At 40.7% G+C, this 12,391-nt stretch carries 12 protein-coding genes, 2 tRNA genes and 1 other annotated feature; of the genes, 9 read left to right on the top strand and 5 right to left on the bottom strand.

Going from position 1 to position 12,391, the window contains the following annotated elements:
* The first annotated feature begins 82 nt into the window (after positions 1–82).
* The 6 genes from guaB (at position 83) to IEW82_RS13985 (ending at position 6,930) form a co-directional block, all read left to right on the top strand.
* Positions 83–1,540 (top strand): IMP dehydrogenase, encoded by a 1,458-nt coding sequence (gene guaB / locus IEW82_RS14010; RefSeq protein ID WP_188695530.1) that lies wholly within the window; start codon positions 83–85, stop codon positions 1,538–1,540.
* 166 nt (positions 1,541–1,706) lie between these two features.
* Positions 1,707–3,068, top strand: coding sequence for a D-alanyl-D-alanine carboxypeptidase family protein (locus IEW82_RS14005; RefSeq protein WP_188695527.1), 1,362 nt, complete (start codon positions 1,707–1,709; stop codon positions 3,066–3,068).
* 246 nt (positions 3,069–3,314) lie between these two features.
* The gene (gene pdxS, locus IEW82_RS14000; RefSeq protein WP_188695524.1) at positions 3,315–4,199 is read left to right on the top strand and encodes a pyridoxal 5'-phosphate synthase lyase subunit PdxS; all 885 of its coding nucleotides are present in this window, start codon (positions 3,315–3,317) and stop codon (positions 4,197–4,199) included.
* Between the two features lie 45 nt (positions 4,200–4,244).
* The gene (pdxT, locus tag IEW82_RS13995; RefSeq protein ID WP_188695522.1) at positions 4,245–4,850 is read left to right on the top strand and encodes a pyridoxal 5'-phosphate synthase glutaminase subunit PdxT; all 606 of its coding nucleotides are present in this window, start codon (positions 4,245–4,247) and stop codon (positions 4,848–4,850) included.
* A gap of 69 nt (positions 4,851–4,919) precedes the next feature.
* Positions 4,920–5,139: a binding site (T-box leader), on the top strand.
* A gap of 240 nt (positions 5,140–5,379) precedes the next feature.
* A complete protein-coding gene (serS, locus tag IEW82_RS13990) occupies positions 5,380–6,666 on the top strand; it encodes a serine--tRNA ligase (protein WP_188695518.1) in 1,287 nt (428 codons plus the stop codon).
* Positions 6,667–6,837: 171 nt separating this feature from the next.
* A tRNA-Ser gene (locus IEW82_RS13985) sits at positions 6,838–6,930 on the top strand.
* A 616-nt stretch (positions 6,931–7,546) separates the two neighbouring features.
* Here IEW82_RS13985 and IEW82_RS13980 read toward each other — a convergent pair.
* Positions 7,547–8,206, bottom strand: coding sequence for a deoxynucleoside kinase (locus tag IEW82_RS13980; protein WP_188695515.1), 660 nt, complete (start codon positions 8,204–8,206; stop codon positions 7,547–7,549).
* Positions 8,203–8,838 carry a deoxynucleoside kinase gene (locus IEW82_RS13975; RefSeq protein ID WP_188695511.1) on the bottom strand — a complete coding sequence of 212 codons (636 nt, stop codon included), beginning with the start codon at positions 8,836–8,838 and terminating at the stop codon, positions 8,203–8,205. Before IEW82_RS13975 ends, IEW82_RS13980 begins: the two co-directional genes overlap by 4 nt.
* Positions 8,839–9,042: 204 nt before the next feature.
* Here IEW82_RS13975 and IEW82_RS13970 point away from each other — a divergent pair, with 204 nt between their 5' ends.
* The 3 genes from IEW82_RS13970 to IEW82_RS13960 all read left to right on the top strand — a co-directional run bounded on the left by IEW82_RS13970 (position 9,043) and on the right by IEW82_RS13960 (position 10,211).
* Entirely contained in the window at positions 9,043–9,588 is a 546-nt protein-coding gene (locus tag IEW82_RS13970) for an HD domain-containing protein (RefSeq protein ID WP_188695508.1), read from the top strand.
* 222 nt (positions 9,589–9,810) lie between these two features.
* On the top strand, positions 9,811–10,011 hold the full coding sequence (locus IEW82_RS13965) for a cold-shock protein (RefSeq protein WP_188695505.1): 201 nt from the start codon (positions 9,811–9,813) through the stop codon (positions 10,009–10,011).
* A gap of 124 nt (positions 10,012–10,135) precedes the next feature.
* Positions 10,136–10,211 (top strand) — tRNA-Arg (locus tag IEW82_RS13960).
* An 85-nt stretch (positions 10,212–10,296) separates the two neighbouring features.
* Here IEW82_RS13960 and IEW82_RS13955 read toward each other — a convergent pair.
* The 3 genes from IEW82_RS13955 to IEW82_RS13945 are packed head-to-tail and all read right to left on the bottom strand — an operon-like array spanning position 10,297 to position 12,358.
* Entirely contained in the window at positions 10,297–11,424 is a 1,128-nt protein-coding gene (locus IEW82_RS13955; RefSeq protein ID WP_188695500.1) for a tyrosine-type recombinase/integrase, read from the bottom strand.
* Positions 11,421–11,777, bottom strand: a complete 357-nt coding sequence (locus tag IEW82_RS13950) for a hypothetical protein (RefSeq protein WP_188695497.1) — start codon at positions 11,775–11,777, stop codon at positions 11,421–11,423. Before IEW82_RS13950 ends, IEW82_RS13955 begins: the two co-directional genes overlap by 4 nt.
* Positions 11,774–12,358, bottom strand: coding sequence for an ImmA/IrrE family metallo-endopeptidase (locus IEW82_RS13945; protein WP_188695495.1), 585 nt, complete (start codon positions 12,356–12,358; stop codon positions 11,774–11,776). Before IEW82_RS13945 ends, IEW82_RS13950 begins: the two co-directional genes overlap by 4 nt.
* Positions 12,359–12,391: the final 33 nt, after the last annotated feature.

Below are 12,391 nucleotides of genomic sequence, written 5' to 3'. Positions count from 1 at the left end.
AGCGATTGATAAGCTATCAATAATATTTTTCCGGGAATGAATGATTCATGCCTTCTAATAATTAAAATTTGAGGTGAAATCCATGTGGGAAGACAAGTTTAAAAAAGAATCACTGACTTTTGATGATGTGTTATTAATCCCTGCTAAATCAGAAGTATTGCCAAAAGACGTCTCTGTTAAAACAGAGCTTACTAAGACTTTGAAGCTGAATATCCCGATAATCAGCGCAGGAATGGATACGGTCACTGAGGCTGAAATGGCCATTGCAATGGCGCGTCAGGGTGGACTCGGTGTCATCCATAAAAACATGTCGATTGAAGAACAAGCAGAGCAAGTCGACAAAGTCAAGCGCTCTGAAAGTGGTGTCATTACTAATCCCTTCTTTCTCACCCCCCAAAACCAAGTCTTTGATGCCGAACACTTAATGGGTAAATACAGAATCTCCGGTGTCCCAATCGTCGATGATCAGCAAAAACTTGTTGGCATCATTACCAATCGTGATCTTCGTTTCGTTCAAGACTATTCCATTGCTATTGAAAACGTCATGACCAAAGAAAATTTAATTACTGCTCCTGTTGGCACAACATTAGAACAGGCTGAAAAAATATTGGAAAAGCATAAAATTGAAAAGCTACCACTTGTGGATGACCAAGGCATTTTAAAAGGACTTATTACAATTAAGGATATTGAAAAGGTCATTGAGTTCCCAAATGCGGCTAAGGATGCCCAAGGACGTCTTCTGGTTGCTGCGGCAGTAGGCGTTACGAATGATTGCGCACTTCGGGTTGAGAAGCTTGTTCAAGCGGGTGTTGATGCTATTGTCATTGATACGGCTCACGGCCATTCTCGTGGAGTGCTAGAAAAAATTGCTGAAATTCGTTCCGCTTTTCCTGACCTTAATATTATTGCCGGTAATGTGGCAACCGCTGAAGCGACTCGGGCATTGATTGAAGCAGGAGCGGATGTCGTAAAAGTTGGCATTGGACCAGGCTCCATTTGTACAACGCGAGTCGTTGCCGGTGTCGGTGTTCCGCAAATTACAGCTATTTATGATTGTGCGACAGAGGCAAATAAACATGGCATTAGTATTATTGCCGATGGCGGCATTAAGTTTTCTGGAGATATGGTGAAGGCACTTGCCGCTGGGGGGCATGCTGTGATGCTTGGCAGCTTGCTTGCCGGTGTTGAAGAAAGCCCAGGGCAAAAGGAAATCTATCAAGGCCGCCAATATAAGGTTTATCGAGGCATGGGCTCAGTAGGCGCGATGGAAAGTGGTAGTAAGGATCGTTACTTCCAGGAAGATCAGAAGAAATTAGTTCCAGAAGGCATTGAAGGGCGAGTAGCTTATAAAGGATTCTTAGCTGATACAATCCATCAATTAGTTGGGGGATTGCGCTCAGGTATGGGCTATTGTGGTACACCAACCATTGAAGATTTACGTATCCATGCGATGTTTACTAAGATCACCAGTGCAGGGTTGTCAGAAAGTCACCCACATGATGTTCAAATAACGAAAGAAGCCCCTAACTATTCCCGTTAACCGATCACTTTAAGGATAATTTGCGGGTGTTTTAAGCGGTGATTGCTTTTTTCACCGCTTATTTTTATGTCAACGTTTTGTCGCAACACCCATTAAGATCTATGTTTCCCCCCTAACTTTTCTATGTTAAAATAGCGATGGTATTAAATTCGGAGGTGTAACATTCGTGTACGTTAGTAGATTTGTTCGACAGTCAATCGTATTATCAATTGTTTCTCTATTGATAATCGCAACTTTATTTCACCCTCGTTCGGCTGCTGCCGCAACAAATGGGCCAAGCATTCAAGCAAAGGCAGCTATTCTCGTTGATGCAAATACAGGAAAAATCCTTTATGCAAAAAACATAGATGAAAAGCTTCCGCCAGCAAGTATGACAAAGTTAATGACCGAATACTTAATTATGAAAGCCTTGGCTGATGGGAAAATCAAGTGGACAACCACGGTTCCAGTAGATCAAAAAGTTTTTGAGCTCTCACGTAATAGTACGTTTTCTGGCTTCTCCTTAAGAAAGGACTACAAGTACAGCGTTGAGTCAATGTTCGATGCTTTGTTAATCCCGTCGTCGAATGCAGCAGCTGTAGCGTTTGCCGAACTATTGGGAAATGGGAATGAGTCCAATTTTGTCGATCAAATGAATCAGACAGCTAAGAAGCTCGGTATGAAAGATACCGTTTATATTAACGCCTCTGGTCTTGATAACGTTGATCTTGGTAAATATAAGGCACAGGGTGATGATAATGCGACAGATTTATTAACGCCTAGAGACCTTGCGATGCTGGCTTATCACATCATGAATGATTTTCCTAAAGATCTGACGCAGAAGGTTTTAAAGGTGGCCAGCACGACTGAAAAGGATTTCCAAGCGGGGCCTGGAGAAGTCGACCATATGGTTAACACTAACTGGATGCTAACAGGCTTTGGTGACAATATGCGTGATTATAAGTATGAAGGTGTAGATGGTCTTAAGACCGGCTTTACTTCTTTAGCAGGCTATTGCTTCACGGGTTCAGTTCAAAGAGGAGATAAACGTTTCATTTCAGTTGTTATGGGAACAAAATCTGAAGGGGATCGTTTCTTACAAACGAAAAAACTCTATGATTACGGGTTCCAACAAGTTGCTGATAAACAGATCGTTAAATCTGGACAAACCTTTAAAGGCCATACCACGCTCCCTGTAACGAAAGGGAAAGAAGATCATGTGAAAATCGCTGTGAAAGATGGCATCACACTTCCTGTTGCAGAGGGCAATGAGAAAAATTATAAAGCCGTCTTGCATTTGAACAAGTCTTTATTAAATAAAGATGGCAAGCTTGAAGCGCCTGTGAAGAAAGGCGAAAAAGTAGGCTACGTGACTATTGAAAGTAAGGGACAGGACTATGGGTATATTAATAATCCGCCTAAAGTCGATGTTGTCACACAAGGTCAAGTCGATAAATCCAATGGCTTTGTGCTCATGATGCGGGCAATTGGTCACTTTATTTCAGGCATTTTTTCTGGTGCCATAGATATGGTTAAAGGCTGGTTCTAAAAAAGAATAAAAAACCTTCCGAGTATGGGAGGTTTTTTGCTATAGATTGGCATGAGTCCACTTTGGGTAGGGGCCATAAAATGAACGGGCATCTCTTTGGTAGAATAGTGAGTAAATGAATAGATTTAACGCTTGCCAATTCGAGAGTTTTGTTTATATACTTGTAAATATTAATACAATAAATAATTAAATAGTTACAATAGCATTTAAATAGACCCTGAGAGAAAAGTCTAGGAGGAATGAAGTATGGCACAAGTAGGTACAGAGAGAGTCAAGCGTGGTATGGCAGAAATGCAAAAGGGTGGCGTCATCATGGACGTGGTGAACGCTGAACAGGCTAAGATAGCTGAGGATGCTGGGGCCGTTGCGGTCATGGCATTGGAAAGAGTGCCCTCTGATATTAGAGCAGCTGGTGGCGTTGCCAGAATGGCGGATCCAAGAATCGTTGAAGAGGTTATGAATGCTGTATCTATTCCAGTCATGGCTAAAGCACGTATTGGTCATATTGTTGAAGCACGTGTGCTAGAGGCTATGGGTGTGGATTATATTGATGAGAGTGAAGTGCTTACACCAGCGGATGAACGCTTTCACCTAGATAAAAAATCCTTTACTGTGCCATTTGTATGTGGGTGTCGGAATATTGGGGAAGCGGCACGGCGTATTGGGGAAGGAGCTTCTATGCTTCGGACAAAAGGTGAGCCAGGTACAGGGAATATTGTTGAGGCAGTAAGCCATCTTCGCCTTGTTCAATCACAGATCAGAAAGATTACAAGCATGTCAGAAGATGAATTAATGACTGAAGCAAAGGAACATGGCGCCCCCTATGAAATTTTACTGCAAATTAAAAAAGAAGGCCGTTTGCCTGTTGTTAATTTCGCTGCCGGTGGTGTCGCAACACCAGCTGATGCTGCTTTGATGATGGAATTAGGAGCTGATGGTGTATTTGTTGGCTCGGGTATTTTTAAATCGGACAATCCATCTAAATTTGCCAAAGCAATTGTCGAAGCTACGACGCATTATCAGGATTATGCTTTAATTGCTGAGCTTTCTAAGGATCTTGGTACAGCGATGAAGGGAATCGAAATCTCTACGCTTGATGCTTCACAACGCATGCAAGATCGCAGCCAGTGAAAGCTATACAAGTCAATTTAACTTCTTTTAGGGATTGGTGAAGCGATGCGTATTAAGATAGGTGTTTTAGGACTACAAGGGGCGATTCGTGAGCATATTTGGGCATTGGAAAAGACAGGGGCAGAAGTGACTGTTGTTAAGACAGTGGAGCATTTAGAGGGATTGGATGGTTTGGTGCTTCCGGGCGGAGAGAGCACCACTATGCGCCGACTCCTTGATAAATATGAACTCTTCGAACCTGTAAAAGCTTTTGCACAGCAGCATCCCGTATTCGGCACCTGTGCAGGCTTAATTCTTATGGCCCAGCATATTGAGGGCCAAAAAGGGCCGCACTTAGGGTTGATGGATATTGATGTTCGTCGCAACGCCTTTGGAAGACAAGTGGCGAGCTTTGAAGCTGAGCTAGCCATTCAGCATGTGACTGAAGCAGAGGATTTTATCGGTGTCTTTATTCGCGCTCCTTACATTCTTAGTGTGGGTCCTGAAGTTGAGGTTTTAGCAACCTATGCCGATAAGATTGTAGCGGCACGCCAAGGGCCGTTCTTAACCTGTGCTTTTCATCCAGAGCTTACTGAGGATTATCGGATGCATCAATATTTTTACGAGATGGTGAAAGACTATAAAGAAAAACAGTCAGTAGCTAAGGCTTAGCAGTAACTTTTACAAAATAGACTTGCTTTTTATGGCTAGATGCGTTACATTATTTTTCAACACATATCATTTACATCGATGAAGGGAATTAGTAATAGTGCGTTGTTTTGCTCAGAGAGGCGGTGGATGCTGCAAACCGCCCAAAACAGACTATGAATCCATCCCTGAGAAAAGTACTGAACGGCTAGACTCAGTAGGTATTTTCGGTAAAACCGTTATCTTTCTAAAGTGATTTATCATTGACGTGATAAATAATCAGGGTGGCAACGCGGGTGCTCTCGTCCCTTTCATTATGGGATGAGGGCCTTTTTTGTACTATCAGAATTTCGCTGACGCTCATAAAGGAAGAGAGTACAAGTGTAACTTTGACTTTCGCCATTAAAGCTTGGCGACAACCTAAGTGTGTGATTTGCAAAAATCACATCAGGAGTACCAGCGAAGTGGTGCAAGCTAAGTTTTCTAAATGGGTTTGCTAAAGTAAAAAAGGCCGCTTCCCCCCTGAGAGAATTACAATTATGGAGGGTTTAAGATGTTAGATGTTAGAACATTGCGTGACAATTATGAGGAAATGAAGGGAAGACTCAGCACACGAGGTGGTGATCTCAGTGTTTTAGATCGCTTTCCGGAGATTGATGAAAAACGTCGGCAACTCATTCAAGAAACAGAAACATTAAAGGCTCGGCGCAATGAAGTTTCCCAGGAAATAGCGCAGAAAAAGAAGAATAAAGAAAATGCCGATGCAATTATTAAGGAAATGCGTGAGGTTGGCGATAAAATCAAAGCACTTGATGAATCGCTTCGCAGTGTTGAAGAAGAGTTGGAGACATTGATGCTTTCTGTTCCTAATCTGCCTCATGAGAGTGTTCCCGTTGGAAAAGATGAGGATGAAAATGTAGAAATACGCCAAGTCGGAGAGCGTCCTACCTTTACCTTTGAGCCGAAGCCACACTGGGAGATTGGAACAGCTTTGGGTATTCTTGATTTTGAAAGAGCAGCAAAGGTAACAGGAAGCCGATTTGTATTTTATAAAGGCTTAGGCGCCCGATTAGAGCGGGCGTTGATCAGCTTTATGATGGATTTACATGCTGATCAACACGGATATCAAGAGGTTCTTCCTCCTTACCTTGTGAATCGTACAAGCATGACAGGAACAGGACAGCTTCCAAAGTTTGAAGAGGATGCTTTCAAAATCCGTGAAGAGGATTATTTTTTGAGCCCTACAGCTGAAGTCCCTGTGACCAATTATCATCGTGAGGAAATCTTGGATGACAGTGACTTGCCAATTGCTTATTGTGCTTATAGCACTAACTTTAGATCTGAGGCGGGTTCAGCTGGACGTGATACGCGTGGTTTAATTCGTCAGCATCAGTTTAATAAAGTTGAGCTTGTTCACTTTGTTAAGCCAGAGGATTCTTACGAAACATTAGAGAAGTTAACCAATCATGCGGAAAATGTGCTGAAGAAGCTTGGCCTTTCCTATAGAGTGATTACACTGTGCACGGGGGATCTTGGATTTACTGCGGCAAAGACTTATGATCTGGAAGTATGGCTACCTAGCTACGATACATTTCGCGAAATTTCTTCTTGTAGCAACTGTGAGGACTATCAAGCAAGACGTGCGAGCATTCGTTTCCGCCGTGATCCAAATTCCAAGAAAAAGCCTGAGTTTGTTCATACGTTAAATGGATCAGGGCTTGCTGTGGGACGGACAATGGCTGCCATTCTTGAAAATTATCAACAGGCCGATGGCAGTGTGCTTATTCCAGAAGTCTTAAGACCATATATGGGTGGTATTGAAAAAATCGAAGCAAAATAAAATGGTGATGACGGAGAAGGAAGAAAAAGTCCCCCTTTAGACGAGCGGTTGTTTACGGGATATTTCGCAGGAGATATTCAAAATGGGTGGGAATAATTTAATAATTGCGATTATCCTTAAGCGGCTTGCGCTGTCCTTTTGTATGTGATAATATTACTATCAGTCCGATACGGAGGAGTACCCAAGTCCGGCTGAAGGGATCGGTCTTGAAAACCGACAGGGGCTTCACGGCTCGCGGGGGTTCGAATCCCTCCTCCTCCGCCATACATATTTTATAAATCCTAAAACCATTCGTTTACGAATGGTTTTTTTGAAAGATCAACAAGTCTAAAATTTCTGATCATGAGGACGATGCGGATTTCCGCTCCAGGCCGCTCGCTTTCCGCGGGGGAGTGGTAAGCCTCCTCGCGCCTTCGCGCTGCTAATGTCTTACCGATCTCCCACTTCCCGCAGGACTCTAGTCTCCGCATCATGAGGTAGCGGCGCCCGAGGAACACACGATTTTAGAGTGTTCCTAATCGCGTGCCTTGCGCTCCCATTCACTTGACCAGGCAACGAAGCCTCTTCCATATCTGATGATGCTCTATACTAAGGACAAGGACCTGGCATGCTTTTCGCCCGGTTTTTCTTAATAATATCAGAATTAATAAGTTGAACGCTTTACGGATAACCATTTTTCTCTCTCGTTTTTTCTTATCTATTGACGTGATTTTGAGGATAAAACATAGCCAGTGATGTTTTCGCGGCTTGAATACAACAAAAGACAAGACTATTTCTAGAAAAACTTGGCTAATCGTCACATCTCGGGTGGCGAAGAGGTATAAATTTTGATCGCATAAAAACCTCCCCTTTGCAACAAAGGGGAGCAGGTGTCCAGTGCTTATCTTTTTACAGTAATGGCTGCTGCAATTTCTTCTAAGATCGGTTCGATGCTTTCAGGATGATGATGAAGGTCGTACTGATCAATATTGACGCGGACCACTGGGCAATAGTTGAAGGTGTCGATCCAGTGTTGGTACCGCTCATGCATTTCCTTCCAATATTCTATAGGTGTTTGCTTCTCCATTTCTCGTCCCCTCGTTTTTACTCTTTCCAAAACCTGTTGAAATGAGCCCTCAAGGTAAACAAGGACGTCCGGTGGCTGAAAATAAGGGGTTAGGACCATGGCATCAAAAAGCTCGGTGTAAGTATCAAAGTCAACCTTGGTCATATTCCCTTTTTCGTAATGCATTCGGGCAAAGATCCCCGTATCTTCATAAATGGAACGGTCCTGAACGACACCGTATGGGGCGTCAATGATTTTTTTATGCTCTTTAAAGCGTTCAGCAAGAAAATAGATTTGTAAATGAAAGGCCCACCGCTTGAAGTCATCATAAAATTTATCTAGGTAGGGATTGCCGTCGACCTTTTCCATCGATGTATGGTAGCCGAGCATGTCAGCAACTGTTGTTGCAAAAGTTGTTTTGCCAACACCAACAGTACCAGCAACTGTAATCAAGGCTTTTTTAGGAAATAAATGTTGAATGGCTTCTTTGTTCATTGAGATACTCCTTGTTGAATATGCTTCTGAATTAAGTTTAATGCTGCGTGGATATGCTCAGGGTTGTCCGCAAGATTGAGAGCATCCGTTTCAATCTCCAAAACGACAACCTCTGGATGCTGAGATTTAAAAGCAGGTATCCATTGCTCGTAAGATTGGACGAGCTGCTTAAGATAATCAGCAGATAAATGTTCCTCAGCCGCTCGATTTCTTTTTTTTATACGAAACAGGAGCTCATCTAATGAAGCTTTTAAATAAACAAGGACATTAGGGCTGGGAAGATCCTTGATTAAAATATCATAGATTTGCGTAAATTTGTTGTAATGATGCTTTTTTAATGTCTGTTCAGCAAATAATTTATTTTTGAAAATATGGTAATCAGCAACAATGGACTGTCCAGCCTGTAAATCCCTACTGATCGCTTCTAATTGTTCATAACGATGCGTGAGAAAAAACATTTCGGTCTGGAAGCTTGTTTGCTCCATATTGTCGTAAAAGGCTTTTAATAGAGGATGACCCTCAACAACTTCTTCATAACATTTAAAATTCAAGGCACTTGCCAGCGCACGGGCAAGTGTGGTTTTGCCAACGCCGATGGGTCCTTCAATGGCCACATAAGGTACTTTAGTCAAATCAATCCCTGCTTTCAATTAAACATTTCACATGAACATGTCTTTCTTATACTATCAGAACTTATAGCCTTCCGCTGACGCTTTAAGGAAGAGAGCATAAGCTTAGGCTTTGACTTTCACCATTAAGGGATTGGCGACAAGCTAAGTTTTCTTTATTTTATCATGGTAAAATAAAGTCAGAAAGTGTTGAAAGAAGGTAAAAAGATGTCAGGATTAACCAAGCTTGATCGAGCCATCGCTTTTGCAGCGAAGGCGCACAAGAAACAGGAAAGAAAAGCTACCGGTATCCCCTATATTTCTCATCCCTTTTCAGTGGCGATGCTTCTAAGCCAGATCGGCTGTTCTGAGGATGTTGTGATTGCCGGATTACTCCATGATACTCTTGAGGATACAGAGACCACCTATGAGCAATTACAGGGGGAATTTGGCAGCACTGTGGCAGAGTATGTTTTAGGTTGCTCTGAGCCTGATAAATCAAAACCTTGGCAAGAGCGAAAACAACATACCATTCAATCCATAAAGAGGGCTTCAGAAGAGATATGTTTGATTATTTGTGCTGATAAACTACATAATTTACGATCAATGAATTCCGAATATGAAGTCTATGGAGAAGCCTTATGGAGGCGATTTAACAGCGGTAAAAACAATCAAAAATGGTATTATGAGACAATATATGACGAATTAAGTAAAAAAATAGCGAAAAATATCTTATTAAAGGGCTTACAAAATGAAATATATAAACTATTCTAAGTCTTGACATAGCTCTGGGGCTATGATAAATTAAGGTCAACCATTTTACTATTTTATATAAGCTAGGAGTAAGAATGAAAAGCCTTCGTTGGAAGTGGAGTAGTTTTTACCTCCTTCACTTTTGATGAAGGCTTATTTGGTACATGATTACTTAGATTTTATGTAAGTGGTGAATGGTTAGATCTCAAAGCGCCATCTGCGCATGGTTTTAGGAGGATTAAGATGCAAAACGGTAAAGTAAAATGGTTCAATGCAGAAAAGGGTTATGGATTTATCGAAGTTGAAGGCGGCAATGATGTATTCGTTCACTATTCCGCTATCCAAGAAGAGGGATTCAAGACCTTAGAAGAAGGTCAAGATGTCCAGTTTGAAATCGTAGAAGGTAGCCGTGGACCACAAGCTGCTAACGTTGTAAAAGCATAAGCATTAATAATTAGACTTTATAAAAGCAGTCTCCTTTCATGAGACTGCTTTTCTTTGGTTAAGAGGTACTGTACTTTTCAATCTAAGATTATTTTTGTATAATGGTTAATGTGTCGTTTGACAAGGCCCCGTAGCTCAGGGGATAGAGCGTTGGTTTCCTAAACCATGCGTCGGAGGTTCGAATCCTCTCGGGGCCGCCACTTAAAACCTTGATATATCAATGATTTTTAAACTGAATAATTTTATTGGAAATAAATTTGGTCAGAATTTGGTCAGAATGGGTAATTATTTTGATTGTCTATCACCAAAAAGTTGGACGCCAAATTGTTCCGCTGCTGCCTTTTGTATATTTGGGATAACATGAGAATAAGTATCTAATGTAATATTAATAGATGAATGTCCTAATCTTTCTTGTACCACTTTCGGATGGACACCCTGTTTTAATAAGAGCGTGGCATGAGTGTGTCGCATTTCATGGAACCTAATTTTTTTTAATGCGGATTTTTGTAAAAGATCATACCAATGTCTATCCAAATTTCTAGGCCATATAAATGAGCCGTTAAGATCAGCTATGACAAAACCTTGATCATTAAATGTTTTGCGGTGTTTCATAATATATTTACGCTGCAATGAGCGGTACTCCGTTAGTTCCTTTATTACATGATCAAACAATGAAATGCTCCTGTAACTTTTATCAGTCTTTAATTTACCCACTCCATATCCTCCGACCCTTTCACGCGTAATGGCTTGCCGCACTGATAATATTTGATTATTAATATCAATATCCTGCCATCTTAATCCTAAAATTTCCCCCTTTCTCATCCCTGTTGTAAGAGCTAATAGGTATACTATATAAAATCGATCATCCTGAGAAATTTTTAAAAATTCTTGGACTTCGAATTCATCCCAAGTTTTCATTTCATATTTTTCGGGCTTAGGAGGCTTTATAACGTTAGCAGGATTTTTTATAGCCCACTCCCACTCAATCGCCTTTTTAAAGGCATTATTAAGCGTTCTGTGTAAATGTACGATGGATTGATTAGAAAGCACTTCATCCTCGATAAGTTGATCATAAAATTCCTGAATATAAGAGGGCTTCATTTCGTTGACGTTAATATGACCAAAGTGAGGGATAAGATGATTATTTACGTATGATCTATAATGGATATAAGTGCCCATTGCGACATTACGACGTTTATGTTCTAACCATTTCGTAAGCATATCCTCCATTGACATCTCTTCTATTTTTACATAACTTCCGTCTTGTAGTTCTTTTATAATCCGTAAATATTCTCTTTTTAAAGCGGTTTTGGATCGATTTGAAATGCGCACTTGTTTATACTCGCCAGCTTCTTTATAGCTAATTCTAAGAGAGTAAATGTCTCCGCGTTGCTCAATTTTAGGTATTTTCATAAAAACATCTCCTCGTCTATTGAGATAATTTCTGCAATGTCACTAACCAATAAAATTAATCGCTCTACTATTGAAGGGTCCGTTTGCTCTGACCATAATCGGCTTTGTAAAGACTCCAAGTTTATACCAATGTGTTTTCCATATATCCGAGACAATGTAAGTTCCCTCATAAAGACTGGAGTACCTATAACATCATCCATTAAGTCAGAAACATTTTCTGTGGTATACCTGGAGACATTAATATCAATCCTTTTCTGCGACCAAGGTATGCCATCTAAATCAAAATTGATCACTAACCATATTGGCCGTTCAGAACCATCAGATTCAAAATTCACATATAAAATATTTTTCATAACCACGATACCCCCGTTTGATTCTTTAACTGTTGCAGAATCTTCTGAGTCTCTTTTGAATATTGATTTGGATGGAATCTTTGTAAATTAATTGGTTTGTTTTGTTTGATTGGTCTTTGATAATATAATTTACGTTTTATGCCTAGGACTCTATTTTTAGCGATTTCATTTGAGACATTAAATCTCTCTATGATACTTTCAATTGTATTGTTAGCACTAAAATCTAGCATATGATAAGGAATAGCGGCATATAAAGTGAACAAATGTGCATCGGCTTCCTGCATCATACGAAAGGATTCGGGCATATTTTCATCTCGTTGATCACCATCATGTCGGAGTATGTGACCGAGTTCATGAAAGAATTGTTCTTTTTGCATTTCTTGAGAAGTTCGCTTGTCCACCACTATAAACGGTTCTCCAAATTCTTCTGAGGAAAAAGCAGGAGAGAAATCAGCATCAAAATCAATATCAAATGCTCCAGCAATTTGTTTTGGAGTAAGTTCCCATGGATAGAAAATACCTTTTTGGATAAAACGGTCTGATATCCACTTTTCTAAAGTTGTTGGTATATAACCTTGCATGGCAATCGCCTCCCAAAAATAATAATATTTTGC

Origin of the sequence: Pullulanibacillus camelliae (assembly GCF_014642655.1) — a bacterium.
Lineage (GTDB): Bacteria > Bacillota > Bacilli > Bacillales > Sporolactobacillaceae > Pullulanibacillus > Pullulanibacillus camelliae.
Note: the sequence above shows the minus strand (reverse complement) of the source record. Positions and strands in the feature narration are given on the sequence as shown.